Origin of the sequence: Bradyrhizobium sp. BR 10289, from assembly GCF_019455385.1 — a bacterium.
Lineage (GTDB): Bacteria > Pseudomonadota > Alphaproteobacteria > Rhizobiales > Xanthobacteraceae > Bradyrhizobium.
Map to the genome: position 1 here is coordinate 294,267 of NZ_JACOFR010000002.1, position 25,938 is coordinate 320,204.

General features: G+C 65.5%; 25 protein-coding genes. 15 read left to right on the top strand and 10 right to left on the bottom strand.

Translation table 11 applies throughout. The features are described 5' to 3' along the window. From trpC to HYH08_RS04930, 4 genes are all read left to right on the top strand, one after another. Positions 1–822 (top strand): indole-3-glycerol phosphate synthase TrpC, encoded by an 822-nt coding sequence (gene trpC, locus HYH08_RS04915; protein ID WP_220008621.1) that lies wholly within the window; start codon positions 1–3, stop codon positions 820–822. Further along, positions 822–1,334 (top strand): cyclic pyranopterin monophosphate synthase MoaC, encoded by a 513-nt coding sequence (moaC, locus tag HYH08_RS04920; RefSeq protein WP_220008622.1) that lies wholly within the window; start codon positions 822–824, stop codon positions 1,332–1,334. Before trpC ends, moaC begins: the two co-directional genes overlap by 1 nt. A gap of 234 nt (positions 1,335–1,568) precedes the next feature. Next, positions 1,569–4,301, top strand: coding sequence for a bifunctional diguanylate cyclase/phosphodiesterase (locus HYH08_RS04925; RefSeq protein ID WP_220008938.1), 2,733 nt, complete (start codon positions 1,569–1,571; stop codon positions 4,299–4,301). A 309-nt stretch (positions 4,302–4,610) separates the two neighbouring features. Next, positions 4,611–5,366 carry an SDR family oxidoreductase gene (locus tag HYH08_RS04930; RefSeq protein WP_220008623.1) on the top strand — a complete coding sequence of 252 codons (756 nt, stop codon included), beginning with the start codon at positions 4,611–4,613 and terminating at the stop codon, positions 5,364–5,366. 75 nt (positions 5,367–5,441) lie between these two features. On the opposite strand, the gene HYH08_RS04935 is transcribed toward HYH08_RS04930, so the two are convergent. After that, positions 5,442–6,779: a S41 family peptidase gene (locus HYH08_RS04935; RefSeq protein ID WP_220008624.1), complete on the bottom strand. Its 1,338-nt coding sequence runs from the start codon at positions 6,777–6,779 to the stop codon at positions 5,442–5,444. Positions 6,780–7,083: 304 nt separating this feature from the next. Between HYH08_RS04935 and HYH08_RS04940 the strand changes: the two genes are divergently transcribed. The 8 genes from HYH08_RS04940 to HYH08_RS04975 all read left to right on the top strand — a co-directional run bounded on the left by HYH08_RS04940 (position 7,084) and on the right by HYH08_RS04975 (position 12,744). Further along, positions 7,084–8,217, top strand: a complete 1,134-nt coding sequence (locus tag HYH08_RS04940; protein ID WP_220008625.1) for an alpha-hydroxy acid oxidase — start codon at positions 7,084–7,086, stop codon at positions 8,215–8,217. Positions 8,218–8,246: 29 nt separating this feature from the next. Beyond that, positions 8,247–8,870 (top strand): HAD-IA family hydrolase, encoded by a 624-nt coding sequence (locus HYH08_RS04945; RefSeq protein ID WP_220008626.1) that lies wholly within the window; start codon positions 8,247–8,249, stop codon positions 8,868–8,870. Between the two features lie 142 nt (positions 8,871–9,012). After that, a complete protein-coding gene (locus HYH08_RS04950; RefSeq protein WP_220008627.1) occupies positions 9,013–9,204 on the top strand; it encodes a hypothetical protein in 192 nt (63 codons plus the stop codon). Between the two features lie 222 nt (positions 9,205–9,426). After that, on the top strand, positions 9,427–10,638 hold the full coding sequence (locus HYH08_RS04955) for a molybdopterin molybdotransferase MoeA (RefSeq protein ID WP_220008628.1): 1,212 nt from the start codon (positions 9,427–9,429) through the stop codon (positions 10,636–10,638). Between the two features lie 176 nt (positions 10,639–10,814). After that, the gene (gene lexA, locus HYH08_RS04960) at positions 10,815–11,516 is read left to right on the top strand and encodes a transcriptional repressor LexA (protein WP_220008629.1); all 702 of its coding nucleotides are present in this window, start codon (positions 10,815–10,817) and stop codon (positions 11,514–11,516) included. A 184-nt stretch (positions 11,517–11,700) separates the two neighbouring features. Continuing rightward, a complete protein-coding gene (locus HYH08_RS04965; protein WP_220008630.1) occupies positions 11,701–11,901 on the top strand; it encodes a hypothetical protein in 201 nt (66 codons plus the stop codon). A 193-nt stretch (positions 11,902–12,094) separates the two neighbouring features. Continuing rightward, entirely contained in the window at positions 12,095–12,526 is a 432-nt protein-coding gene (locus tag HYH08_RS04970; RefSeq protein ID WP_220008631.1) for a hypothetical protein, read from the top strand. Between the two features lie 56 nt (positions 12,527–12,582). Beyond that, positions 12,583–12,744, top strand: a complete 162-nt coding sequence (locus HYH08_RS04975; protein ID WP_220008632.1) for a hypothetical protein — start codon at positions 12,583–12,585, stop codon at positions 12,742–12,744. On the opposite strand, the gene HYH08_RS04980 is transcribed toward HYH08_RS04975, so the two are convergent. The 4 genes from HYH08_RS04980 to HYH08_RS04995 all read right to left on the bottom strand — a co-directional run bounded on the left by HYH08_RS04980 (position 12,715) and on the right by HYH08_RS04995 (position 17,472). Further along, positions 12,715–14,994: a ComEC/Rec2 family competence protein gene (locus HYH08_RS04980; RefSeq protein ID WP_220008633.1), complete on the bottom strand. Its 2,280-nt coding sequence runs from the start codon at positions 14,992–14,994 to the stop codon at positions 12,715–12,717. The genes HYH08_RS04975 and HYH08_RS04980 overlap by 30 nt on opposite strands. 95 nt (positions 14,995–15,089) lie before the next feature. Continuing rightward, positions 15,090–15,323, bottom strand: coding sequence for a DUF2171 domain-containing protein (locus HYH08_RS04985; protein WP_015685840.1), 234 nt, complete (start codon positions 15,321–15,323; stop codon positions 15,090–15,092). A gap of 78 nt (positions 15,324–15,401) precedes the next feature. Further along, a complete protein-coding gene (locus HYH08_RS04990) occupies positions 15,402–15,788 on the bottom strand; it encodes a nuclear transport factor 2 family protein (RefSeq protein WP_220008634.1) in 387 nt (128 codons plus the stop codon). A 7-nt stretch (positions 15,789–15,795) separates the two neighbouring features. Continuing rightward, complete coding sequence (locus HYH08_RS04995) at positions 15,796–17,472, bottom strand: glutamine--tRNA ligase/YqeY domain fusion protein (RefSeq protein ID WP_220008635.1); 1,677 nt, start codon at positions 17,470–17,472, stop codon at positions 15,796–15,798. A 144-nt stretch (positions 17,473–17,616) separates the two neighbouring features. On the opposite strand from HYH08_RS04995, the gene gltX reads away from it, so the two are divergent. The 3 genes from gltX to HYH08_RS05010 all read left to right on the top strand — a co-directional run bounded on the left by gltX (position 17,617) and on the right by HYH08_RS05010 (position 21,308). After that, positions 17,617–19,044, top strand: coding sequence for a glutamate--tRNA ligase (gene gltX, locus HYH08_RS05000; RefSeq protein WP_220008636.1), 1,428 nt, complete (start codon positions 17,617–17,619; stop codon positions 19,042–19,044). A 157-nt stretch (positions 19,045–19,201) separates the two neighbouring features. Then, on the top strand, positions 19,202–20,506 hold the full coding sequence (gene gltA / locus HYH08_RS05005) for a citrate synthase (protein ID WP_220008637.1): 1,305 nt from the start codon (positions 19,202–19,204) through the stop codon (positions 20,504–20,506). 13 nt (positions 20,507–20,519) lie between these two features. Then, positions 20,520–21,308: a hypothetical protein gene (locus HYH08_RS05010; RefSeq protein ID WP_228747538.1), complete on the top strand. Its 789-nt coding sequence runs from the start codon at positions 20,520–20,522 to the stop codon at positions 21,306–21,308. A 40-nt stretch (positions 21,309–21,348) separates the two neighbouring features. On the opposite strand, the gene lpxB is transcribed toward HYH08_RS05010, so the two are convergent. From lpxB to lpxD, 5 genes are all read right to left on the bottom strand, one after another. After that, complete coding sequence (gene lpxB, locus HYH08_RS05015; protein ID WP_220008638.1) at positions 21,349–22,527, bottom strand: lipid-A-disaccharide synthase; 1,179 nt, start codon at positions 22,525–22,527, stop codon at positions 21,349–21,351. Then, positions 22,524–23,381, bottom strand: a complete 858-nt coding sequence (locus tag HYH08_RS05020; RefSeq protein WP_220008639.1) for an LpxI family protein — start codon at positions 23,379–23,381, stop codon at positions 22,524–22,526. The genes lpxB and HYH08_RS05020 overlap by 4 nt, the downstream gene beginning before the upstream one ends. A gap of 19 nt (positions 23,382–23,400) precedes the next feature. Next, on the bottom strand, positions 23,401–24,192 hold the full coding sequence (lpxA, locus tag HYH08_RS05025) for an acyl-ACP--UDP-N-acetylglucosamine O-acyltransferase (protein WP_220008640.1): 792 nt from the start codon (positions 24,190–24,192) through the stop codon (positions 23,401–23,403). A 168-nt stretch (positions 24,193–24,360) separates the two neighbouring features. Then, positions 24,361–24,822: a 3-hydroxyacyl-ACP dehydratase FabZ gene (gene fabZ, locus HYH08_RS05030; RefSeq protein WP_057756061.1), complete on the bottom strand. Its 462-nt coding sequence runs from the start codon at positions 24,820–24,822 to the stop codon at positions 24,361–24,363. Further along, positions 24,819–25,886 (bottom strand): UDP-3-O-(3-hydroxymyristoyl)glucosamine N-acyltransferase, encoded by a 1,068-nt coding sequence (gene lpxD / locus HYH08_RS05035; RefSeq protein ID WP_220008641.1) that lies wholly within the window; start codon positions 25,884–25,886, stop codon positions 24,819–24,821. Before lpxD ends, fabZ begins: the two co-directional genes overlap by 4 nt. Positions 25,887–25,938: the final 52 nt, after the last annotated feature.

A 25,938-nucleotide genomic window follows, 5' to 3' on the forward strand; every position in this document is an offset into this window, starting at 1 on the left:
ATGTCGGACATTCTGACCAAGATCGAGGCCTACAAGCGCGAGGAGATCGCCGCCGCCAAGCGCGCGCAGCCGCTCTCCGCGGTCGAGGCCAGGGCCAAGGCACAAGCCGCCCCACGCGGCTTCGTGCGCGCGATCAAGGCCAAGCATGCCAATGGCGACACCGCGCTGATCGCCGAGGTCAAGAAGGCCTCGCCATCAAAGGGGCTGATCCGCGCCGATTTCGATCCGCCCGCGCTCGCGAAGGCCTATGAGGCCGGCGGCGCCGCGTGCCTTTCGGTGCTGACGGACACGCCCTCGTTCCAGGGCCATCTCGACTTCATGGTGGCCGCGCGCGCGGCGACCTCGCTGCCGGTGCTGCGCAAGGACTTCCTGTTCGACACCTACCAGGTGGTCGAGGCCCGCGCGCATGGCGCCGACTGCATCCTCATCATCATGGATGCGCTCGACGATGCCGCCGCCAGGGATCTGGAAGACGCCGCCATCGCCTATGGCATGGATGTGCTGATCGAGATCCACGACCGCGCCGAACTGGACCGCGCGCTCAAGCTCCGCTCACCGATGATCGGCGTTAACAACCGCAATCTGCGCACCTTCGAGACCACGCTTGCGACCAGCGAAGCGCTGGCGCCGCTGATCCCGCGCGAACGGCTGATGGTCGGCGAGAGCGGCATCTTCACGCCCGCCGACATCGCCCGGCTCGAGCGCGTCGGCATGTCGACCTTCCTGGTCGGCGAGAGCCTGATGCGGCAGGCCGACGTGACCGCCGCCACGCGCACGCTGCTCGCGCGGGAGACGACGGCGCATGCCACGGGCACGCGCTGATGGCGCGTCAGCCCGCAAAGGCCAAACCGACCAAGGCCGGCCCTGCCCTCACCCATATCGGCGCCTCCGGTGAGGCGCGGATGGTGGACGTCTCGGACAAGCCCGCGACCGAACGGGTTGCGGTCGCGGAAGGCCGCGTCGTCATGACGAGGGCGACGCTTGATCTCATCGTCTCGGGCAATGCCAAGAAGGGCGACGTGCTCGGCACCGCCCGCATTGCCGGCATCATGGCCGCCAAGCGCACCTCCGAGCTGATCCCGCTCTGTCATCCCCTCGCGCTGTCGAAGGTCACGGTCGACATCGAGCCCGACAGCAAGCTGCCGGGCTGCCTGGTCCGGGCCAGCGTGAAGGTCACGGGCCCGACCGGTGTCGAGATGGAGGCGCTCACCGCCGTGTCGGTCGCCTGCCTCACCATCTACGACATGATCAAGGCAGTGGAGCGCGGCGTGCGTATCGAGGGCATCCATCTCGTCGAGAAGATCGGCGGCAAGTCCGGCCATTACCGCGTCTAGCGCCCCTTTCCGATTGCATCGGAAGCGGGCTCTGGATTGCTCCGACGCGTTTTCTTGACCGAACCGGCACCCGGTTCGCTCGAAAACGCTCCGATCGCATCGGTTGCTTTTGCACGCAGCCATTCACGCCGCGTTAACCGTGCTTCCTAACTTCACCTCCACATCGTTCCCGTAAACCGACGGATGTTTTGAGGATCAAGAATTGATCCTGGCGTGTACGCGGCAGCGATCAAGATGATGACGAAATATGGCAGTCGCCTGTTCGACCAGGCTTTCGTGCGCAGCGGACCGATCCGCTGGCTGGTCGTGGGCGGCACGCTGCTGATCGCCGCGATTGCCGTCGGCGCGGTGCTGATGGCGCAGAATTTTCGCGAGCGCGCGCTGCGCAATTCCAGCCGCGAACTGGAAAACACGGTGCTGATGCTGGCCCATCATTTCGACCAGCAATTGCAGGATTTCGCCGTCATCCAGAAAGATTTCGTTGACTACGTCCGCACCATCGGCGTCAGCGGTGCCGAGGATTATCGCAAGCGGCTTTCCGGCCAGAACATCCACCTGATGCTGCGCTCGAAGATCGAGGCACTGCCTTATATGGGCGGCGTCAACGTCATCGACGCCGAAGGCAATCTGGTCAACTCGTCGACGACATGGCCTGTCCCGAAGATCAACTTCGCCGATCGCGCCTATTTCCGCACCTTTCGCTACGATCCTCATTCGCCCGAAATCCTGATCGAGCCGCTGCACAGCCGCGTCTCCGGCGCCTGGACGATTGTCATCGTGCGCAAGATCGTCGGACCGAACGGCGAGTTTCTGGGCGCCGTCGGACGCGGCATCGAGCCGGCCAATTTCGAGAAATTCTTCGAGTCCGTCGTGCTCGGCGAAGGCGCGACGATCTCCATGCTGCATCGTGACGGCACGCTGCTCGCGCGCTACCCGCATTCCGGCGAATTGATGGGACGCAATTTCAGGAACGGCCCGTTCGAGCAGCAGCGCGTGTTCGGGCTCGACCACTTCGCGGGGCGCTTCATGAGCCCGGTCGACGGCGAGGACCGGCTGATCTCGGCCCGAGCCCTGCCCCACTTCCCGATCCTGATGATGGCCACCACCACGCGCGCTGCGGCCCTGGCGGACTGGCGCGAGCAGATCGGCATCCTGATCTCGGTCGCCGCCTCCTCCGCCCTCGCCATCGCCGGCGTGCTGATCGCGATCGTGCGCAAGCTGCTCGAGCAGCACCGCCTCTCGCGGGAGCGGCTGACGCTGGAAAAGCAGCGCCTCGACCGCGCCGTCAACAACATGACCCAGGGCTTGTTGCTGTTCGACGCCGAGCGGCGGCTCGTGGTGTGCAACCAGCGCTATATCGAGATGTACGGCCTGTCGCCTGACGTGGTGAAGCCCGGCTGCAGCTTCCGCGACATCATCGCCCATCGCAAGACGACCGGCTCCTTCACCGGCGACGTCGACGACTATGTCGCGCGCGTGCTGCGCGACATCCATCTGCGCAACTCCATGGTGGTCGACACCGCCGACGGGCGCTCGATCCACATCCTCAACGAACCGCTCACGGACGGCGGCTGGGTGGCAACGCACGAGGACATCACCGAGCGCCGGCGCATCGAGGCGCGCATCACCCACCTTGCTCATTACGACGCACTCACCGACCTGCCCAACCGCGCTATGTTCCACGAACATCTGCGGCAGGAGCTCGGCGCGCTCGCCGAGGGCGAAGAGATCGCGGTGCATTACATCGACATCGACGAGTTCAAGGGCGTCAACGACGCGCTCGGCCATCTCGTCGGCGACGAGCTGCTGAAGTCGGTCGCAGCGAAGCTCAGCTTCTGCGCGGGCCCCACGGATTTCGTCGCCCGGCTCGGCGGTGACGAATTCGCCATCGTGCAGAGCGCGGTGACGGCGCATGAGCAGGTGACCGATCTCGTCGCCCGGGTCTTCCACGCCATCCGTACGCCGTTCGACTGCATGGGGCATCATCTGACCACCGATGCCAGTATCGGCATCGCGCTGGCGCCCGAGCACGGCACGGCGCTGGACCAGATCCTGAAGAATGCCGACATGGCGATGTACGCCGCCAAATCCGCCGGGCGCCGCACCTACCGCTTCTTCGAGCCGGAGATGGACGCCAAGGTCCGCGAGCGGCGGCAGCTCGAGATCGACCTGCGTCACGCCATCGCCCAAAGCGGGCGTGAAGGCGGCCTCGAGGTCTATTACCAGCCCTGTCTGGGCCTCAAGGACGACCGCATCACCGGCTGCGAGGCGCTGGTGCGCTGGCGCCATCCCGAGCGCGGCTGGGTCTCGCCGGCCGAGTTCATCCCGATCGCGGAGGACACCGGGCTAATCAACGAGATCGGCGAATGGGTGCTGGCGACCGCCTGCCGTGACGCGGCAGGCTGGCCCGACGACATCCGCCTCGCCGTCAACGTCTCGCCGGTGCAGTTCAAGAGCGGCACGCTGGCGCTGAAGATCATGGCGGCGCTCGCCGCTTCCAACCTGCCGGCGAGCCGGCTCGAGCTCGAGATCACCGAGGCCGTGCTGATCCGCGACGATGACATGGCGCTTGCGATCCTGCACCAGCTCCGCGCCATCGGCGTGCGCATCGCGCTCGACGATTTCGGCACCGGCTATTCCTCACTGAGCTATCTGCACCGCTTCCCGTTCGACAAGATCAAGATCGACCGCTGCTTCGTCAACGACATCGCTGGCCCCGATGGCTCCGCCAGCATCGTTCAGGCCGTCGTCAACCTCGCGACCGCCCGCCGCATGACCACCACGGCCGAGGGCGTCGAGACCGAGGAACAGCAGCGCCTGTTGCGTACGCTCGGCTGCTCCGAGATGCAGGGCTATCTGTTCAGCGCCGCAAAGCCAGCCGACAAAATGCTCGAGCTGTTCGCGCTGCATCGCAGCCGGCTTGCCAAGCGCGCCGGCGGGGAAAGCCGAAGGCGCGAGGCGAGTTAGGTCTCAGCCGGCCCGCCGCGCTTGACGGTGACACCAGGCCAAAGTATTTCAGCATTTGCAGCTGCCGCGACGCCGCTGCCGTAGGCGTTACCGTCATCCAACGCGTCCCTTGTCGAGAGGAACCCAGCTGGGAGATCTCGATTCACGAGACGCCACGGTCATGCCATCCATCTCCCTGTTTGCGGCCAATCATCCATTCAAGACATCGGTCCCGACGCGGCTCGTCCGCGCCGCGACGTCCGTGGTCTTGCTTGCCCCAGCAGGGATTTTCCGGGTTGCCGCGGCTCTCAACTCCATTGAGAGGCAACCATGAAGATGACTGGCAACACGATCCTCATCACCGGCGGCACCAGCGGCATCGGCCGCGCGCTGGCTGAGGCTTTCCACGACCGCGGCAATCGCGTCATCGTCACGGGACGACGGCAGACGCTGCTCGATCAGATCACGGCTGAACGCCCTGATATGGTTGGCCTGCCGCTCGACCTCGACGATCCCGCGAGCCTGCAGCGCCTGTCGGCTGACATGCGCGAGCGCTTCCCCGAGCTCAACGTCCTGATCGCCAATGCCGGCATCTCGCGCAGCGAGGACATGACCGCGAACGGATGGGATGCCTCGGACGCCGAGGCCATCGTCAAGACCAACATTCTCGGTGTGCTGCGCGTGACGGCGGCGTTCCTACCGCTCCTGAAGGGACGGCCGGACGCGACGATCATCGCGACCAGCTCGAACCTCGCCTTCGTGCCGCGTGCCGATTTCCCGGCCTACTGCGCCAGCAAGGCGTTCCTGCACTCCTGGCTGCAGTCGCTGCGGCACCAGTTGCGCAGGATTCCGGTGGAGGTGCTGGAGCTCGCACCGCCCTATGTGCAGACCGAGCTGACGGGCACGCAGCAGGCCAGCGACGCACGCGCGATGCCGCTCGATGCGTATGTCGCGGAGGTCATGCAGTTGCTGGAGCTGCGCGTTCATCCCCGCGACGAGGTGCTGGTCGAGCGTGACCGGGCCCGCCGCTGGGCCGAGCGCGACGGCCGCTACGAGGCGACGTTCGCGGCGATGAATCCGAGCTGAGACCGCATCCTGAAACGAAATCGCCCGGGAGCGGTGATCCACTCCCGGGCGATCGATGTCTCCAAGTGCGACGGCTTAGTTCGGCACCGCAGCCTTCGGCGCGGGCTTGGCGGCGACCGCGTTCGCGGACTGGCCGTGCAGGAAGTCGAAAGCCGCGTGCAGGGCCTTGTCGTCCTTCTCTTCCGGCGGGACGTAGGACTGCGAGCCGGTCTGCTCGGCACCCTCGCTGTTTTGGAGATGCCCGCGCATCTGCGACTCCGCCATGGTGTCCATCCGGCCCTTCAATTCCGGCGGGATGTCCTGGAGGATCTCGATGTCGGGCGCGATGCCCTGGGCCTGGATCGAGCGGCCGGACGGCGTGTAGTAGCGCGCCGTGGTCAACGCCAGCGCACCGTTGCCGGCGCCAAGCGGAATGATGGTCTGCACCGAGCCCTTGCCGAACGAGCGCGTGCCGATGATGGTCGCGCGCTTGTGATCATGCAGCGCGCCGGCCACGATCTCCGAGGCCGAAGCCGAGCCGCCATTGACCAGGATCACCAGCGGCTTGCCCTTGGTGAGGTCGCCGCCATGCGCGGTGAAGCGCTGGGTCTCTTCCGGATTGCGGCCGCGGGTCGAGACGACCTCGCCGCGCTGCAGGAACGCGCTCGACACCGACACGGCCTGGTCGAGCAGGCCGCCGGGATTGTTGCGCAGGTCCATGACATAGCCGACCAGCTTCTCCTGCGGGACATCCTTGGAGATCGACGCGATCGCCTTCTTCAGGCCATCGGTGGTCTGCTCGTTGAACGAGGTGACGCGGATATAGCCGATGTCGCCGTTCTCGACATGGAAGCGCACGGGGCGGACGTGGATGATCTCGCGCTTGATCGCGACATCGAGCGGAGCGTCGGCGCCCTTGCGCACGATGGTGAGCTTGGTCTGGGTGTCGACCGGCCCCTTCATCTTGTTGACGGCCTGCTCGAGCGTCATGCCCTGCACGTTCTCGCCGTCGATCTTGCTGATGAGGTCGCCGGACATGATGCCGGCCTTGGAGGCCGGCGTGTCGTCGATCGGCGAGACGACCTTGACCAGGCCCTCCTCCATCGTGACCTCGATGCCGAGGCCGCCGAACTCGCCGGAGGTGGTCTCCTGCATCTCGGTCCAGGCCTTGTCATTCATGTAGCGCGAATGGGGATCGAGCGAGGTCACCATGCCGGTGATCGCGCCTTCGATCAGCTTGGCGTTGTCGGGCTTCTCGACATAGCTCGCCTTCACCCGCTCGAACACTTCGCCGAACAGGTTGAGTTTGGAATAGGCATCATCCGCGCCTGCCGCCGCCCTCGCTGCCCAAAGTCCGCCCTGCGGACCGGAAACCAGAAGGGTCAGACACACTCCGGTGAGCGCGCCCAGTGGGAACAGCAGGGATTTTCGCATGGATGAGTTGGCCTTCTTCCTGGGAGCTTGGCTCGGGCTCGGGAGCCGCCATGCAAATGGCGATCCAGCCCGCTTCTCACAATACCATTCTGGTTTCTTCAAGGCCGGAATGCCACGCCGGCTTGTACCTGCAAAAATCCCTTCGCCTCGAGCTAAACTTTTGGCAACGTTCGGAAACCGTCTCGCACCCGGCGGGAATCGGCCGACCGGCCGCTGCTTCGCAGCTATGCGATATTAGGATGGTTTTGGAAGCCCGGACGGGTTAGGCGATGGGACAAGGCTTCAAATTCTCGGGAGGATAACAATGAACGAGGCACCCCGCATCCGGCCGGAACGGAACGTCGAGCTCGGCGCCAGCAACGAGCCGTTCCAGAACCTGCACGAATTCATCAAGAAGGCACGCGCCAACCTCAACCAGAACGCCTGGGACTATATTGTCGGCGCCGCCGAGACCGAGACCACGATGCGCCGCAACCGCATGGCGCTGGACGAGATCGCCTTTCGCCCGCGCGTGCTGCGCGACGTGCACGAGGTCGACGGCTCCGTCGCGCAGTTCGGCCGCAGGATGCGCCTGCCTGTGGTGCTGGCCCCGGTCGGGGCGCTGGAAGTGTTCGATCCCCATGGGGCGGCGGCCGTCGCCCGCGCCGCCGGCACCTTCGGTGCGGCCCACATGCTGAGCTCGGTCACCGAGCCGGGGCTGGAGAAGACCGCCGAGGCTGCTCCCGATGCGCTGCGCCTGTTCCAGCTCTATGTCCGCGGTGACGATGACTTCGTCGCCGACGTCGTCAACCGCGCCATGAAGAACAATTACGCGGCCTTCTGCCTGACCGTCGACACCGCCCATTACAGCCGTCGCGAACGTGACATCGCCAAGCGCTATGTTCGCGAGAGCCGCCTGCGCGCCACCGGCGGCGACTTCCAGAAAGGCCTGGAATGGCGGACCGTGAAGATGATCAAGGACAAGTTCAAGATCCCGCTCATCCTCAAGGGCATTGCCACCGCCGAGGACGCCCAGATCGCGATCGATCACGGCGTCGAATGGATCTACGTCTCCAACCATGGCGGCCGTCAGCTCGATCATGGCCGCGGCGCCATGCATGTGCTGCCCGAGATCGTGGATGCCGTGAAGGGCCGCGCAAAAATCATGGTAGATGGCGGCTTCTGCCGCGGCACGGACATCGTCAAGGCGATCGCCGCCGGCGCTGATCTCGTCGGCATCGGGCGGCTGCAATGCTGGGCCCTTGCGGCCAACGGCGAAGCCGGCGTGACGCGGATGCTGGAGCTGCTCGAGGACGAAGTGCTGCGCTGCCTTGGCCTGCTGGGCGTCACGTCGTTTGCCGACGTCAGCAAGTCCTGCCTGCATCCGGCCACCGCAACCAATGCGCCGAGCGTGTTCAGCGCGTTCCCGCTGTTCGACCACGAGCCTTATCGATACTGACCTTGCCGATATTGAGTGAAAGGACGCAGGTGACATCGCTTTCTCCCGGCAGCGCGGATGCGCTCCTGTTCGATCTCGGGCGCGTCGTGCTCGACATCGATTTCTCCAAGGCGATCGCCTGCTGGGCGCAACATGCGGGCTGCAAGCCCGAGGCGATCGTCGCGCGCTATGTGCGCGACGAGGCCTATCGCCTGCACGAGGTCGGCAAGATCAGCGACGAGGATTATTTCGCCTCGCTGCGCGCATCGCTCGGCATCGGCATTTCGGATGCGCAGTTCCTGGAAGGCTGGAACGCGATCTTCGCCGGCGAGATGCCTGATATCGCCGAGCTATTGCCGCGTGCGGCGAGGCAGATGCCGCTCTACGCCTTCTCCAACACCAACCGGCCGCACGTGGACTATTTCTCGAAGGAATATGCCGATCTGCTAGGCCATTTCCGCGAGATCTATTTGTCGTCCAGCATCGGCCTTCGCAAACCGGACGCGGAGGCTTTCGACCACGTGGTCGCCGCGATGGGCGTACCGGCCAGCCGGATCGTTTTCTTCGATGATCTCGCCGAGAATATCGAGGGAGCGCGCGCCTGCGGATTGACCGCCGTGCATGTGACCTCGCCGACGGATGTCGGGGCTGCCCTGAAGGCGCTGGGGATCTAGGACTGCCCGCCGCCCGGCTGGAACAATTTGGGCAAAATGGGGAACCAAATCACTTTGTGCAATTTTGTACAAAGTTCCGGGAACGGAATGCCCTGTTCCGGACTCATGAGTCCGTTGGGAATTCTACATCGGACGTATCCACGTGTTGGGCAAAACCTATCTTACCAAGCAGGCCTCCCTGCTGATGAAGTTCGCCAGAACCACCTCGGATTCTGAGCTTTCCGCCAAGTTGATCAGCAAGGCCGCGGATTTGAAATCGCAGGCCGATCCGATGCCCGACAAGGACCAGAGCCCTGCCGCTCCGGACGTTAGTCCAAACGGATCGGGGCGCTGACCGATGCTGGCCGTGGCGCTCGTCATTCTTATCCTCGCCATGGCCACACTCGTACCGGTTCTGCTCATCCTGCAGACCATGCCGCGGGCTTGATTGGCCTCATCGCCGACCGGCGGTGCAGGATCAATCGTCCAGCTCGCTGCCGCTTTGCCTCCGCGCCCGCGCTCAGCTAGAACTCTCGCCGCCGATTTGCCCGAGCGGGCGCAGCTGGAGTTCTGACCCGTGGCCCTCATGCCGGTATCTGACGCGCTTGCCGCGGTGCTGGCCGGCGCCGAGCCGCTGCCTGACGAGATGGTTTCCCTTGAGGCAGCCTTCCATCGCGTGCTGGCACGCGACGTCGCGGCGCGGCGCACCCAGCCGCCGCAGGCGATGTCGGCGATGGACGGCTATGCCGTGCGCGCGGCCGATGCGGCGAAGATCGATGCGCAACTCACCGTGATCGGCGAGGTCGCGGCGGGCCGGCCGTTCGCGGGATCGGTCGGCGCCGGCAAGGCGGTACGCATCTTCACCGGCGGTGTCGTTCCCGCCGGCGCCGACGCCGTCGTGATCCAGGAGGACACCGTTGCAGACGGCGAGCGCATCACGATCAAGGAAGCTGCCGTGACCGGGCGGCACATCCGGCCTGCCGGCGTCGACTTCCGCGAAGGCGACGTGCTGCTCCGTCAGGGAACGAGACTGACCGATCGTGATCTCGCGCTCGCAGCCGGGATGAATCACCCTCTCCTCGCCGTCCGTCGCCGCCCGAAGGTTGCGATCCTCGCCACCGGAGACGAGCTGGTCATGCCCGGTGCAACGCCAGGCCCCGGCCAGATCGTCTACTCCAACGGCTATGCCCTGCACGCGCTCGCCCGCCTGGAGGGCGCCGAGACCGTCGACCTCGGCATCGCCGGCGATACGCTTGCGGCCACTACATCGGGCATCCGCCGCGCTCGCGACAGCGGCGCCGACATCCTGATCACGACCGGCGGCGCCTCGGTCGGCGACCACGATCTGGTGCAGCAGGCGCTGAAGGATGAAGGCATCGCCATGGCGTTCTGGAAGATCGCGATGCGCCCCGGCAAGCCGATGATGAACGGTCGGCTCGGCGCGATGCGCGTGATCGGCCTGCCCGGCAATCCCGTGTCGTCCTACGTTTGCGCCTTCCTGTTCATGGTACCGCTGATTCGCGCATTGTCGGGCCGACAGGTGATTCACCACCGCCGTGAGCGCGCCGTGCTCGGCCGTGATGTCGGCGCCAACGACCAGCGCGAGGATTATCTGCGGGCGCGCCTCGATATGCACGACGACGGCACGCTCGTCGCCCTTCCCGTCAATCATCAGGACTCCTCGCTGCTTGCGAATCTCGCTGCGGCACAGGCACTTCTCGTGCGCGCACCGTTCGCGCCGAAGGCCGAGGCCGGCTCGCCCTGCGAGGTGCTGCGCCTGCCCGTCTGACCGCTTCGTTCGCGTGCGTTCCGCGAATTTTGTCGCGTTGACGGTAAATTAAGCAGTTGCGGAACATGTATCGAACATATAGTGTCCGTTCATGATTTGTTTCGAGCATGCAGCGGCTTATCGCTGAATTCAGCGTCTCGGAATCGAACGACACCAACCGGGGGATCTAGGTCGAGATGTTAACGCGCAAACAATACGAGCTCCTGCGGTTCATCAGCGAACGGCTGAAGGAAAGCGGCGTCCCGCCGTCCTTCGACGAGATGAAGGACGCGCTCGATCTGCGCTCGAAGTCGGGCATCCATCGCCTGATCACCGCGCTCGAAGAGCGTGGCTTCATCCGCCGCCTGCCCAATCGCGCCCGCGCGATCGAAGTGATCAAGCTGCCCGAGCTGCAGGCCGCCGCCGGCAACCGCCGCGGCTTCACGCCGAGCGTCATCGAGGGCAATCTCGGCAAGGTGCGCACGACCTCCACCCCGCCCGTCGACGAGGGCGAGCGGCCCGTTGCCGTGCCTGTGATGGGCCGCATCGCGGCCGGCACGCCGATCGAGGCGCTCCAGACCCGCAGCCACACCATCAGCGTGCCGCCCGACATGCTCGGCGCAGGCGAGCATTACGCGCTCGAAGTGCGCGGCGATTCCATGGTGGAAGCCGGCATCCTCGACGGCGACATGGCGCTGATCCAGCGCAACGAGAGCGCCGACACCGGCGACATCGTGGTGGCGCTGATCGATGACGAGGAAGCCACCTTGAAGCGCTTCCGCCGCCGCGGCGCCTCGATCGCACTGGAGCCGGCGAATGCCGCCTATGAGGTCCGCATCCTTCCTCCGAATCGGGTGAAGATTCAGGGCAAGCTGATCGGGCTGTACCGGAAGTACTGAGCGCCGGCTCTGACGCGATCAGGGATCGCCATCCATGATTGGAGCGGATGATTGTCCGCTCCGGCTGGATAGTCTTTCTGGTTCTGCATAGATTATCCGGCCATCTCTCCAGCGCTACCTCCTCGGCACGCCGCAACGAAGCACGCATCGCTTCGCAGGCCTTTGAAAAACCGAGGAGACCCATATGCGCAAGATCGTCTTGAGCACAGTTACGTTGGCGCTGATCGCAGTATCGGCATCGCAAGCCCTTGCCGCGCAACGGCATCGTGCCCGCAAGCCGGCGGTGGCGACGAGCGAGCAATTCCGCAACGCTCGCAACGCCGTCGCACAGCCATCGCAGCCAGCCTGGCCGTATTCGGGCTGGTCGGCGCCCGCTGGCCACTGACGAAAGACGCACGCGAAATGCACGGGAGCGGGCTTTGTTCCTCCCGCGTCCGGGAAAGATATTGTGATGGCGGCTCGCGGACCCAAGCCGCAGATTTGCCTACAACCAGGCAGACGCTAGAATGCTTCCACTCTGATAGAGGCCTGCGCCTCGTAAGAGGCGTCGGTGCTCTATCCCGAATGAGGAGCACCCGATGTGTGACTACAGCCTGCACGCCGTCGCGACGCGTCCCGCAGAAGTCGGCGAGACCATCGTCACGACAACGTTCCGCGGTACCTCGACGCGCGGCTTCGCCTCCGAAGCCGACACGTCCGTCGCGGTCTGCCTGTTGCCGGGAACGGAGCTCGCCTTCGCCGACAACGTCCGCTACGACAATCGCTGGATCTGGACCCGCACGATCAATTCGCGCGTCGGCAAGTTCGGCAAGATCGATCCGCACATTCCCGACCGTCATCACGACGCGATCGAATTCCCAGACGGCAAATACGTGCTGGTGACACAGCTGGTTGAAGGCCAGCGCGCAACCGTGCTGCAATTGCCGGTGACCCAGCCGCTCGGCGAGCGCGAGCACAAGCCTGAGGTCATTGCGGAGAGGCCGACGATCACGCGTCTGCCGATCGGCTGATGTAGTCAGCCCGGCTCACTGGTCCGGGGCCAGGATCGAAATCGCCATCGCCGGCCGTGGCCGGCGACGTGGTGGTATTTGTGCCTCCGGAAATTCCGATCCGCTGCGCCTGCCCGCCGCATGAAGTCGGCGCGATCGAGCTCCAGCACAAAGAACCCGACATGCTGCACGAGATTTCGCTCGCCGACTTAGTCATCGGCCTGCAAGTCAGACTCTGACGGCGTCGCGTCCCGGTTGCGGGGCGCCGCCGCCTGCGGCGCAAGGCTGGTGCCGAAATCGGCCTCGCCGGCCGTCGCCGGCGACCACGGGCGGTCCGTCCCTCTCGCCTTCACGGCCTGAATCTCAAAGCCGTCACCGCGCCGTGTCAGCGCCAGCGCGCCTTGCGCGGCGAGCCGCTGCCGGTCGACGACCATCGCCGCGCAATCCGGCGGCGCCGGACGGGCCGTCACCACCAGCGCGGCGCGGCTGCAATCGTCCGCCAGCGCGTCGACGCGCAGGGCCAGCGCGACCAGCCGCCCATCAGCGAGCGGCGTCACGCAGCCGGCCTCGTCGCACGACACGCCGTCGCCCAGCACAGCGCTGCCGACGTCACGCGGATCGGCATCGGCGGCGAGCCACTCCTTCAGCAGAAAACCATCCTTGCTCGCCCTGATCAGATGCAGTTGCCCGTCCCTGCCCCGGACCGCGACGCTCTGCCCGTCCCCCGCGATCAGGATGTCCGGCTGCGGCATCGACAGCCCCCAGAGGATCGCAGCCAGCAGCACCAACCCACCTGACCAGCGCAGCGGCGTACGCAACAAGCCCATCACGATGATGCCGAGGCTGGCCGCGATCAGCGGCGCGATTCCGAACGCCGGGATACGGCCGACCGCACCCGGCAGCGCCGCCACCCAGCGGGAGACCATGACCATCCAGTCGATCCCGATCCCCATCAGCCACCAGAACACGCCATCGAGCCCGAAGGGAGCTGCAAGCAATCCCAGCAATCCCGCCGGCATCACCAGGGCCGACACCACCGGCATCGCGCCGAGATTGGCGAGCACGCCATAGGGCGTGACGCGGTGGAAATGGAAGGCGGCATAAGGCGTGGTCGCGAGCCCCGCGATCATCGAGGCCAGGAACAGCATCGCAATCTCGCGGCCGCCCCACATCGCGATCCGCGCCGTTGTCGAATGATCGGGCGAAGCGAACAGGTTCGGCATGCCGATCTGCACCAGCGCGACGAGCCCGAGCGTAGCCGCAAACGACATCTGGAAACTCGGATGCACCAGCGCTTCCGGCGCGACCGCGAGCACGATCAGCGCCGCCACCGCCAGGGTGCGGAAGGTGATCGCGCGGCGATCGACCATGACCGCGATCAGCACCACTGCGGTCATGAAGAACGAGCGCTGCGTTGCGACCTCCGCACCGGACAGCAGCAGATAGAACGCAGCCGCGACCAGTGCCGCTGCCGCCGACCATTTCTTGATGGCGAAGCCTGCCGCCAGTCCCGGGATCAGCGCGAGCAGCGCGCGCACCGCAAAGAACACGACGCCGGCGACGACCGCCATGTGATAGCCGGAGATCGACAGCACATGGCCGAGCCCGGACACGAACATCGCATCGTTGACCGGCGTCGTGATCGCATCGCGACGCCCCGTCAGCAGCGCGGTCGCGATCGCCCGGTTGTCACCCTCGAGGGTGGCACGGATGCGCGTGTCGATCGCATCGCGCAGGCTCTGCATGATCGCGGCATAGCGCAGCCGCAAGCCGCCGGTCTCGGGCGGCGCGGCCACCGTGATCGCGCCCATGGCAAAGCCGGAGGCGCCGATCCCCTGAAAGAACAGGTCTCGCGAAAAATCGTAGCTGCCGGGCCGCACCGGCGAGAGCGGCGGCATCAGTCGCGCCTTGAGCTGGACAAAACTGCCGACCTCCGGCGCGGTCCCCTTGCGCACCGACAGGCGCACGCGCTCCAGCCTGACGTCGCTGCGCTGCGCCTCCATCGACGTCACGCGCAACACGAAGCGATCGGTACGCTCGCGGATGTCGCGCGTCTCGACGAAGCCCGACAGCGAGACGGAATAAAGCGGCTTTGCCAGCACCGTGTGCGCGATCCGCGCCGTCTTCCAGGTCGCCATCGCAAAACCGGCCGCGACCGCCGCAATCATGATCGCCGGTGCAAACAGCCGGCTCCGCCGCAGCAGCACGGCGCCGAGCATGAGGGCTGCGGCCGTTGTGGTGACGATCCACAGCACCGGCTCGTGGTCGGCCGCAAAGTAGAGCGCGATGCCGCAGCCGAACGCGACAGGCACCCACGGCAACAGCCGCCCGGCGCCGGCTTCGGCGCGGAGCCATTCGCGCAGCGTACCCGCAACCGCAGGCGTGAGGCCCAAGCCTGCCGGCGCAAAGCCGCCAGCCGGCGCGGCCCGGCCAACGGGCCAAGTGCCCGCGATCCCCTGGGACCGTATCGGCCGGCCCGGCTCCGCCATTACCCCGCACCCTGCGATACGCGACTGGGCTGGAGGCTACTGGAACGTGCAGCGGGTCGAATAGCGGTACGGATCAGGAACGAGGGAGCTGGGGCCTACTTTTCCTCTTCCATCGTCACGGCGACATCCGCTTTGGCGGACAGCCGGACCTTGTTGCCCTCGACGCCGGCGACAAGGCCCTTGTCGATGAAGTGATGGTGGCCCTTGTGGCTGCCCTCGCCGCTGTCCTTCTTGGTCAGCTTGATGCGGTTGCCCTCGACCTTGTCGACCGTGCCGACGTGGACGCCGTCAGCGCCGATGACTTCCATGTGTTCTGCGATGTTCTGCATGGTGGGATCCTTGTTGGGACCCCCGTCAACGCTCGGTACGCATGTTCGTTTCCATCGTCGAAATGACGATGCCGTGCGTCAGATCAGCGGCGCCTTCGCCGAGGCATGGTGATTGACGATCTTCCAGTCGCCGTCTTCGCGGATGATGACCCAGCTCATCTTGACCACGAGGTCCGGGCGCTCCCCGGCGAGGTCGAATGTGATGGTCGCGCCCATGTTGATGAGGTCACGGCCGGCTTGGGCTGCGTTCACGTCCGAGAAGGTCGCGGCTGGCCTGCGCCAGCGCGGCAAGCCGTTGAAGTAATCCGCGACGCCGCCCCTGCTCCGGTAGAGCTTTGGATTGGAGCCGAAGAAGAACGCGTTCTTCGCATACAGCGACGACAGCGCCGTTGCATCGAGCGTTGCGAAGCCGGCGCACCATTTCGCGATGATGGCGGAAACGATGGCGTCGGCTTCACTACTCATGCGTAGCTCAACCTTTCGCCACTTCCTTCGCGAAGGTGTCGCGCAGGCCGATGGTGCGCGAGAACACCGGCTTGCCCGGCGTCGAATCCTTGTCGCGCACAAAGTAGCCCTGGCGCTCGAACTGCATCGGTTCGGTCGCATTGCTCTCGGCAACTGACGCCTCGATCCGCGCGTCGCTGAGAATCTCCAGCGAGTTCGGATTGAGATCAGCGGCGAACTTCGCGGCGTCCGGGCTCGGGTTCGCAAAGAGCTGGTTGTAGATGCGGATCTCCGCAGGGACAGACGTCGCCGCCGGCAGCCAGTGCATGGTCGCCTTGACCTTGCGGCCGTCGGGCGCGTTGCCGCCCTTGGTCGCGGGGTCGTAGCTGCAGCGCAGCTCCACCACCTCGCCCTTGTCGTTCTTGATCACGCCGGTGCACTTGACGAAATAGGCGTAGCGCAGCCGCACCTCGTTGCCCGGCGACAGACGGAAGAACTTTTTCGGCGGATTCTCCATGAAATCGTCCTGCTCGATATAGAGCTCGCGGCCGAATGTGATCTTGCGCGTGCCCGCGGTGGGATCGTCCGGATGGTTGATCGCCTCGAGCTCCTCGGTCTGCCCTTCCGGATAGTTCTCGATCACGACCTTCAGCGGCTTGAGCACCGCCATGCGCCGCTGTGCGGTGCGGTTCAGCTCCTCGCGGATGCAGAACTCGAGCATGCCGACATCGACCACGCTGTTGGCTTTCGCCACGCCGATGCGCTTGACGAATTCGCGCAAGGCCGCCGGCGGCACGCCGCGGCGGCGCATGCCGGCCATGGTCGGCATGCGCGGATCGTCCCAGCCCGCGACGTGACCGTCGCGGACGAGCTGGGTCAGCACGCGCTTCGACAACAACGTGTAGGTCAGATTGAGCCGCGCCATTTCGTACTGGTGCGGCCTCGACGGCACCGGCAGCTTCTCGATAAACCAGTCGTAGAGCGGCCGATGGTCCTCGAACTCCAGCGTGCAGATCGAATGCGTGATGCCTTCGATGGCGTCGGACTGGCCGTGGGCGTAGTCGTAGCTCGGATAGATGCTCCACTTGGTGCCGGTGCGCGGATGGTGCGCGTGCAGAATCCGGTACAGCACGGGATCGCGCAGATTGATGTTGCCTGAGGACATGTCGATCTTGGCCCGCAGCACGCGCGCGCCGTTCGGGAATTCACCCGCCTTCATGCGGCGGAACAGGTCGAGATTCTCGTCCACCGAGCGGTCGCGGAACGGCGAGTTCTTGCCGGGCTCGGTCAGCGTGCCGCGCGAAAGCCGGATCTCTTCCTGCGACTGGTCGTCGACATAGGCAAGCCCGTCACGGATCAGCTTCTCCGCCCATTCGTACAGGCGGTCGAAATAGTCCGAGGCGTAGAACAGGTTCTTGCCCCAATCGTAGCCGAGCCAGTGCACGTCAGCCTGGATGGAATCGATATATTCCTGCTCTTCCTTGACCGGGTTGGTGTCGTCGAAGCGCAGGTGGCAGCGGCCCGGAAACTCCTGGGCGATGCCGAAATTGAGCGCGATCGACTTGGCGTGGCCGATATGCAGGTAGCCGTTCGGCTCCGGCGGGAACCGGGTCACGATCTCCTTGTACTTGCCCTGATCGAGGTCGGCCTGGATGATGTCACGAATGAAATCGCGCCCAACCTCAGGTGCCACCGGTTCTGTCATTACGAAAATCCTGTAGGGAAATCAGCGGTCCTTCTGCCAAATTCGCTTGGCTGAGCCAAGGCCTTAAGCGGTCCGCTGCCGGGCTTTAGTTATGCTCCGGTCCTGTTATATACCACCGCCTCTCATGCATAGGCCCTGCCACGAATGACCGATTCCGTCGTCACCCGCTTCGCTCCGTCCCCGACCGGCTTCCTCCATATCGGGGGCGCCCGCACCGCGCTGTTCAACTGGCTCTATGCGAAGAAGCATGGCGGCAAGATGCTGCTCCGGATCGAGGACACCGACCGGGAGCGTTCCACCGAGGCTGCGATCGGCGCGATCCTGGACGGCTTGAAATGGCTGGAGCTCGGCTGGGACGGCGACGTCATCTACCAGTTCAGCCGCGCTGCCCGTCATCGCGAGGTCGCCGAGCAGTTGCTCGCCGACGGCAAGGCCTATCGCTGCTACGCCACCGCCGAGGAGCTGACCGCGATGCGCGAGAAGGCGCGCGCGGAGGGCCGCACCCGGCTTTACGACGGGATGTGGCGCGACCGCGATCCCGCGACCGCCCCTTCCGACGTGAAGCCGACCATCCGCCTGCGCGCGCCGCAGACCGGCGAGACCGTGATCGAGGACCAGGTCCAGGGCCGCGTGGTCTGGCAGAACGAGAACCTCGACGACCTCGTCCTGTTGCGCGGCGACGGCAACCCCACCTACATGCTCGCGGTGGTCGTGGACGACCACGACATGGGCGTCACCCACGTCATCCGCGGCGACGACCATCTGATCAACGCCGCCCGCCAGAAGCAGATCTACGACGCGATGGGCTGGGCGTTGCCGAGCATGTCGCACATCCCGCTGATCCACGGCCCGGACGGCTCGAAACTGTCCAAGCGCCACGGCGCGCTCGGCGTCGACGCCTACCGCGCCATGGGATACCTCCCGGCAGCGCTGCGCAACTACCTCGTCCGGCTCGGCTGGAGCCATGGCGATCAGGAGATCTTTTCGACCGAGGAGATGATCGCGGCGTTCGACCTCGCCAGCGTCGGTCGCGCCGCCGCCCGCTTCGATTTCGCCAAGCTGGAAAACCTCAACGGCCATTACATCCGCCACGCCGACGATCAATCACTCGTGAAGATGTTCGCGGACGTGCTCGACCACGTCGTGCCGGCCCGCGACGAGATTAAGGCCAAGTTAAACGACACCACGCGCGCGCAGCTGCTCAAAGCCATGCCGGCCCTGAAGGAGCGCGCCAAGACGCTGCTCGAGCTGATCGACGGCGCCCATTTCATCTTCGCCGACCGCCCGCTGCAGCTCGACCCGAAGGCGGCGGCGCTGCTGACGCCCGAAAACCGCAAGCTGATCGGCCAGCTGCATTCCGCGCTGGAGAATGTCGAGACCTGGAGCGGCGCCGCCACGGAGGCCGCGCTGCGCGCCTTTGCCGAGGAAAATAGTCTCAAGCTCGGCGCGGTCGCCCAGCCGTTGCGCGCGGCGCTGACCGGCCGCACGACATCGCCTGGTATATTTGAGGTTTTGGACGTCCTGGGACGCCAGGAAAGTCTGGGCCGGCTTCAGGACCAGGCCAAGGATTAGGTTACGACGTAAGTCGAGCATGCGCGGCGCCATCTTGCAGCGCACACAGCAATAATATACCCATCTCAGCCGTACCTTCTGGAATATCCGGCCTGCCCCACCATGTCTTCGGGGCCTTCCGGGTCCGGCCCGTTTCACCACACATCGGGGACCTCTGATGGACGCAAAAGCAAGCAATAAGACCGCCACGCTCACGGTCGGAAACAAGAACTACGATCTCCCGATCCACAGCGGCAGCGTCGGGCCTGACGTCATCGATATCGGCAAGCTCTACGGCCAGTCCGGCCTGTTCACCTATGATCCCGGCTTCACCTCGACCGCGAGCTGCCAGTCCAAGATCACCTACATCGACGGCGATGCGGGCGTGCTGGAATACCGCGGCTACCCGATCGAGCAGCTCGCCGAGAGCGGCGACTTCCTCGAGACCTGCTACCTGCTGCTCTACGGGGAGCTCCCGACTGCCGCGCAGAAGAAGGATTTCGACGACCGCGTGATCCATCACACGATGGTGCACGAGCAGATGGCCCGCTTCTTCCAGGGCTTCCGCCGCGACGCCCATCCGATGGCCGTGATGGTCGCCTCGGTCGGCGCGCTCGCCGCGTTCTACCACGACAGCACCGACATCAACGATCCCAAGCAGCGCATGATCGCCTCCATGCGCATGATCGCGAAGATCCCGACGCTGGCGGCGATGGCCTACAAGTACACGATCGGCCAGCCCTTCGTTTATCCGAAGAACTCGCTCGGCTTCGCCGAGAACTTCCTCAACATGTGCTTTGCCGTCCCGTGCGAGGAGTACAAGATCAACCCGGTGCTCGCTGACGCGCTGGACAAGATCTTCATCCTGCATGCCGACCACGAGCAGAACGCCTCGACCTCGACGGTGCGTATCGCCGGCTCCTCCGGCGCCAACCCGTTCGCCTGCATTGCCGCCGGCATCGCCTGCCTGTGGGGCCCGGCGCATGGCGGCGCCAACGAAGCCGCGCTCGCGATGCTCGCCGAGATCGGCACTGTGGACAAGATCCCCGAGTTCATCGCCAAGGTGAAGGACAAGAACTCCGAGGTCCGCCTGATGGGCTTCGGCCACCGCGTCTACAAGAACTACGATCCGCGCGCCAAGATCATGCAGAAGATGTGTCACGCCGTGCTCAAGGAGACCGGCCACGGCGACGATCCGATGCTGAAGGTGGCGATGGAGCTCGAGAAGATCGCGCTCAGCGACCAGTACTTCATCGACCGCAAGCTGTACCCGAACGTCGACTTCTATTCGGGCATCACGCTGAAGGCGATGGGCTTCCCGGTCTCGATGTTCACCGTGCTGTTCGCGGTCGCCCGCACCGTCGGCTGGATCAGCCAGTGGAGCGAGATGATCGAGGATCCGCAGCAGAAGATCGGCCGCCCGCGTCAGCTCTACACCGGCGTCACCCGCCGCGACTACGTGGCGATCAAGGATCGCAAGTAAGTCTGAAGCCGACATGGCTTTCGAAGCGGCGCCATCTCACGATGGCGCCGTTTTTGTTTGCGATCACACCCGAAAGAACGAGTCAGCACAGGTCAGGCCGATGCGGATCACGAACCCGGTGGATGGATGGCTGCAGGTAGAGTCCTGCTCGCCATTTCCCGATGTGGCCGGCGAGACCGTACTTCTTCCGCGCTGCGTCATCGACGGGGTGATCACTGCAGAGCGTCTCGCCGCAACGGCCGTGCAGCACAGCGGCTACGACGTCCCCAAGCCAAAATGGCCGCGCCCGGGGATGATGCTTCCGGTCACCGTGGACCGCGCCGATCCCCGGCGGTTCAGGATCGAATGGGATCAGGTGCCGACCGGGCGGGAAGCTGCCGAACAGCTTGCGGAGCATTTGCGCGGCAACGGCCAGCCTGACGCGCCGCGCCGCCCGTTTCCCCGCATCTGGCGCGAGGTGGAACACGCCGCAGCATCGCCTGCGCTGGTCAACGGCCTTACGCCGCAGCAGACCGAAATCGCGCTCGCCGGCGCCGGTGCCGCACTCGGTCTGGTGCAGACCACGGCCACGGTGCTGAGCGCGCACGAGGTGCGGCCGAGCAGCGCTCCGGGAGGAACATGGGACATCGCCGTCGCGGTGAACGATCCGAATGGTGCCGCAGGCTGGGACGCGGTCACGCGCATGTCCTTCAGCAGCGCAAGCCGCCGCGAGAGCCGCACGGCCCCTGGCGTCGAATTGCCCGTGCTCGTCGATCCCGACAATCGCAAACGGATCATCGTCGACGTCGCGCGTCTCGCCTAAAGGCACGCTTCGCTTTGCCCCTGTTACGAAGCCGTCGCCTTTACCGCCGCCCCTTCCGCATCGTCGCGAGCACAATGTCGGCGGCGAGCACGCTCGGCGATGTGTTGCCGGTCGACATGATGGTGTCGAGCCGCGCGAACGCATCGACCTGCTGCCGGCGCAGCGGCGTGTCCGCCAGCACCGCGGACAGCGCCTGCGCGAGCTTCTCCGGCGTGCAGTCCTCCTGCAGATACTCCGGAATGACATCCTTGCCGATCACGAGATTGGCGAGGATCACCGAGGAGACCCGGATCGCGCGGCGCAGGATGAAGGCCTCGATCGCGCCGACGCGATAGGCCGTCACCATCGGAATGCCCGACAGCGCGAGCTCGAGCGTCACCGTGCCGGATTTGGCCAGCGCGGCATGCGCGATGCGGAAGGCGGCACGCCGCTCCGCCTCGCCGATCACGATTTTCGGCTGGACCGGCCAGCTCGCGATGCCTGCACGCACACTGGCTTCGAGATGTGGCATGGTCGGCAGCATCAGCTCGAACGCGCGGCCCCCAGCCTGCAAGCGGCCGAGTGCGGCACCGAACACATCCAGATGATGCCTGATCTCGCTGCGGCGGCTGCCGGGCAGCACGAGGAGCACCGGCGGCTCGGTGTCGCGACGCGCCTGCTCCGCAGCGTTCGGCCGCAGCGAGCCCAATTGCTCGATGAGGGGGTGGCCGACATAGCTGCAGGGCGGCCCGCCGAGCTTGCGATATTCCTCCGGCTCGAACGGCAGCAGGCCGAGCACGTGGTCGACATAACCGAGCATGGCCCGCGCCCGGCCCGGCCGCCACGCCCAGACCGAGGGCGAGACATAGTCTATGACGGGGATCGCCGGATTCTTCGCGCGCACGCGGCGGGCGACGCGATGGGTGAAATCGGGGCTGTCGATGATGACGAGCGCGTCGGGCGCGGCCTCCAGCACGGCGTCCACGGTCTGGCGGATCAGCCGCAGGATCTTCGGCAGTTGCTGCACCACCGCCGCAAAGCCGACGATCGACAGCTCCTCGATCGGAAACAACGTCTCCAGCCCCTCGCGCGCCATGGTGCGGCCGCCGACGCCGACGAACTGCACGCCGTCCCCGAGGCGCTGGCGCAGCACCTTCATCAAGGCGCTGCCGAGCCGGTCGCCGGATTCTTCCGTCGCGATCAGGAAAATCTTCCGCTTGGGATCGCGGGACTGCATCACGCCGGCAGGCCGATGATGAAGAGATATTTTGCGTCGGCGAGCGCGACCATCGCCTGCGGCTCGGCGGCGATGGTGTTGCCGGCGATCACCGCGATGCCGGCAAGGCCGGCCTTCGCAACGCCCTCGATGGTGCGCGGGCCGATCGTCGGCAGGTCGAAGCGCAGGTCCTGGCCGCTCTTCGGTGCCTTGACCAGCACGCCGCGGCCGGTGGCGGCACGAATGCGGCCCTCCTCGCGCAGCCGGGCTACGCGCGCGAGCAGCGCATCGGTGCCCTCGATGTCCTCGACCGCCACCACATGGCCGTCGATCACCACGACGGCCTGCCCGATGTCGAACGGGCCGAGCGCATTCAGCACCGCACGGCCGCGTTCGATATCGCCCTTGGAATTCTCGTTCGGCCAGGCGCGGCTGATGCAGCCTTCCGGCATCAAGAGGTCAGGCGCGACATCCTTGATGCCGACCATGCGAAAGCCGTCCTGTTCGAGCATGCGGCCGACGCCCGACAACAGATGATCGTCGCCGCCGCGGAACGCGCGGATGACGTTGCCGAGCAGGCGCAGCGTCTTCAAGTCGAACCGGATCTCGGACAGCGAGGGCCGCACCAATGTGCCGATGAAGATCAGGTCGCGGCAGCCCTCCTCGCGGAACAGCCGCATCGCGCGGCCGAGTTGGCCGACCGATATCCAGCGGTGGCGGAATTTCTCCACCTGCGCCGGATCGCAGGCCCCGCGCAGCGGAAACAGCACCGGCGTGATGCCGCGCGCGGCGAGCGAATCGGCCACTGCGAACGGCATGGCGCCGCCGCCCGCGACCACGCCGACCGGCGACGAAACCTGCGAAGCCGCCGATGTCATGTCCGCGGCCATTCCAGGATCACTTCTCGATGGCGGGAAGACAGAGCGGGCGCTTGCCCTTGCCGATGAAGCCGAGGATCTCGGCGATCGCGGGATCCTCGCTCGCGAGCGGCTGGACGGCCTCAAGCCGCTCGGCAAAGGTGCCGGGGCCGAGGAAGAGCTTCTGGTAGAACCCCCGCACCGTCGCTAGCCGCTGCTTGGTGAATTTGCGCCGCTTCATGCCGATGAGATTGAGGCTCTCCAGCACCGCATATTGGCCATTGGCAAGCCCGTAAGGGATGATGTCGTCGCGCACGCCCGAGAGGCCGCCGACCATCACATAGGAGCCGATGCGGGTGAACTGGTGCACTGCCGAGAGGCCGCCGATATAGACGGCGTCGCCGATCTCGCAGTGGCCGCCCAGCGTCGCCGAGGTCGCGAAGATCGCATTGTTGCCGACCGTGCAGTCATGGCCGACATGGCTGTTGTTCATGAAGTAGCCGTCATTGCCGACGCGCGTCCTGCCGCCGCCCTTGACGGTGCCGACGTTCATCGTCGCGCCTTCGCGGATGGTGTTGCCGGAGCCGATCTCGAGCGTGGTCGGCTCGCCCTTGTAGCTGAGATCCTGCGGCGCGCCGCCGAGCACCGCGAACGGCGAGATCACGCAGCCGTCGCCGATCGACGTGTGGCCGATGACCGTCACCTGTCCGATCAGCTTGCAGTTCGCGCCGATCACGGCATTCGGACCGATGATGCAAAACGGTCCGATCTCGGTGCCCTCGCCGATCACGGCGCCGTCCGCGACCCGTGCGGTGGGATCAATCCTGCTCATCAAAAAGGTCTGCTTATGTGTTGAAGTTGCTGGCTTTTCCGTGGTTAGCGCGACTTCGCCCGGTCTGTCCAGTGACGTATCATCTCGGCGCATTTCAGATACCGGTCGAGCCAGCCGTCTGGCGACTTCAGCGACTTCATCCGGCACTTTAAGTCCGCTGAACCACCCTCAGTCCGTCAGCATGGCACCGACATCGGCTTCCGCGACGACCTGGCCGTTGACCTTGGCGTCGCCGTGAAACCACCACATCGCCTTGCGGCGGCCGAGCGAGCGCATGTGATACTCGATGGTATCGCCGGGCAGCACGGGTTTGCGGAATTTGCATTTGTCGATGGTGAGGAAATACACCGCGCGCGGCTTCTCGGTGCCCTCGACCGACTTGATGCCGATCACGCCCGCCGTCTGCGCCATCGCCTCGATCATCATGACGCCGGGATAGACCGGGCGCTCCGGGAAATGGCCCTGGAAGGCCGGCTCGTTGAAGGTGACGTTCTTGATGCCGATGCCGCTGTAATCGGCGCGGATGTTGATCACGCGGTCGATCAGCAGCATCGGAAAGCGATGCGGCAGCGTCTGGAGGATCGCGTTGATATCCACCAGCGCAAACTTGATCGGTGATTCCTCCGTCATTCCCGTCCCTCGTCTTTCGGATCGGCCTTGCTGTCGCGTACCAGGCGCTCCACCGCGATAATTTCCTTGAACCATTGTTTGGTCGGCTTGGCGAAATGTCCTCCCCAGCGACCGCCCGGCGGGATGTCGTCCTTGACCGCACTCATCGCGGTGACCTGGGCTCCATCGCCGATCTTGAGGTGATTGTTGATACCAACCTTCGCTCCCAGCGCCACATTGTCGCCGATGGTCAGGCTGCCGGCGAGGCCGATCTGGGCCGCCAGCAGGCAGTGCCGCCCGATCGTGACATTGTGGCCGATCTGGACCTGATTGTCGATTTTGGTCCCCTCGCCGATCACCGTATCCCGCAGGGACCCGCGGTCGATCGTGGTGTTGGCACCGACCTCGACGTCGTTCTGGATCAGCACGCGCCCGGTCTGCGGCACCTTCAGATGGCCCTCCGGGCCGAAGAAGATGAAGCCGTAGCCGTCCTGGCCGATCGAGCACCCCGGATGGATCAGCACGTTGTTGCCGATCAGGGCGCACTGGATGGCCGTGCGGGCGCCGACATTGCAGTCCCGGCCGATCTTGACGCCCGGCCCGATCACCGCGCCCACGCCAACCACGGTGCCGCTGCCGATCTCGACATCCGCCCCGATCACCGCCAGCGGCTCGACGATCACGCCGTCCTCGAGCCGGGCGGTGGGATCGATGATGGCCGACGGCGCAATGCCTGACGTCGCGGTCCAGGACTGCGGCCGGAGCGCATCGCCGTGCCATTCGCGGGCGATCCCGACGAAGGCCCGGAACGGCTGCTTGGCCCGCAGCACGGCCACATGCGCGGGCACCTCGGCCTCGAAGCGCGGACTGACCAGAACGGCCCCGGCCCGGGTCGCCCTGAGCTGATCCGCGTATTTGAGGTTGTCGAAGAACGTCAGATGCATCGGGCCGGCTTCGTCGAGCGAAGCCAGGCCCGTGATGATGTGGCCGCCCCGAGTGGGGTCGACCAGCTCGGCCTTGGTCAGCGTGGCGATATCGGCCAGCGCTGTCGCAGGCGGTTTTGTGAAGAAGGTCGGCTGCGCCATTCCACCCCGTCGCGGTCCGGCTTCGGCATGAAGCGGTAAGGCCGCATCATGC

Excerpts from the sequence above, each read along its gene's own strand:
- trpC (WP_220008621.1), top strand. The coding sequence starts at position 1 with ATGTCGGACATTCTGACCAAGATCGAGGCCTACAAGCGCGAGGAGATC.
- moaC (WP_220008622.1), top strand. The coding sequence starts at position 822 with ATGGCGCGTCAGCCCGCAAAGGCCAAACCGACCAAGGCCGGCCCTGCC.
- HYH08_RS04925 (WP_220008938.1), top strand. The coding sequence starts at position 1,569 with ATGATGACGAAATATGGCAGTCGCCTGTTCGACCAGGCTTTCGTGCGC.
- HYH08_RS04930 (WP_220008623.1), top strand. The coding sequence starts at position 4,611 with ATGAAGATGACTGGCAACACGATCCTCATCACCGGCGGCACCAGCGGC.
- HYH08_RS04935 (WP_220008624.1), bottom strand. The coding sequence starts at position 6,779 with ATGCGAAAATCCCTGCTGTTCCCACTGGGCGCGCTCACCGGAGTGTGT.
- HYH08_RS04940 (WP_220008625.1), top strand. The coding sequence starts at position 7,084 with ATGAACGAGGCACCCCGCATCCGGCCGGAACGGAACGTCGAGCTCGGC.
- lexA (WP_220008629.1), top strand. The coding sequence starts at position 10,815 with ATGTTAACGCGCAAACAATACGAGCTCCTGCGGTTCATCAGCGAACGG.
- HYH08_RS04965 (WP_220008630.1), top strand. The coding sequence starts at position 11,701 with ATGCGCAAGATCGTCTTGAGCACAGTTACGTTGGCGCTGATCGCAGTA.
- HYH08_RS04970 (WP_220008631.1), top strand. The coding sequence starts at position 12,095 with ATGTGTGACTACAGCCTGCACGCCGTCGCGACGCGTCCCGCAGAAGTC.
- HYH08_RS04980 (WP_220008633.1), bottom strand. The coding sequence starts at position 14,994 with ATGGCGGAGCCGGGCCGGCCGATACGGTCCCAGGGGATCGCGGGCACT.
- HYH08_RS04985 (WP_015685840.1), bottom strand. The coding sequence starts at position 15,323 with ATGCAGAACATCGCAGAACACATGGAAGTCATCGGCGCTGACGGCGTC.
- HYH08_RS04990 (WP_220008634.1), bottom strand. The coding sequence starts at position 15,788 with ATGAGTAGTGAAGCCGACGCCATCGTTTCCGCCATCATCGCGAAATGG.
- HYH08_RS04995 (WP_220008635.1), bottom strand. The coding sequence starts at position 17,472 with ATGACAGAACCGGTGGCACCTGAGGTTGGGCGCGATTTCATTCGTGAC.
- gltX (WP_220008636.1), top strand. The coding sequence starts at position 17,617 with ATGACCGATTCCGTCGTCACCCGCTTCGCTCCGTCCCCGACCGGCTTC.
- gltA (WP_220008637.1), top strand. The coding sequence starts at position 19,202 with ATGGACGCAAAAGCAAGCAATAAGACCGCCACGCTCACGGTCGGAAAC.
- HYH08_RS05010 (WP_228747538.1), top strand. The coding sequence starts at position 20,520 with ATGGCTTTCGAAGCGGCGCCATCTCACGATGGCGCCGTTTTTGTTTGC.
- HYH08_RS05020 (WP_220008639.1), bottom strand. The coding sequence starts at position 23,381 with ATGACATCGGCGGCTTCGCAGGTTTCGTCGCCGGTCGGCGTGGTCGCG.
- lpxA (WP_220008640.1), bottom strand. The coding sequence starts at position 24,192 with ATGAGCAGGATTGATCCCACCGCACGGGTCGCGGACGGCGCCGTGATC.
- fabZ (WP_057756061.1), bottom strand. The coding sequence starts at position 24,822 with ATGACGGAGGAATCACCGATCAAGTTTGCGCTGGTGGATATCAACGCG.
- lpxD (WP_220008641.1), bottom strand. The coding sequence starts at position 25,886 with ATGGCGCAGCCGACCTTCTTCACAAAACCGCCTGCGACAGCGCTGGCC.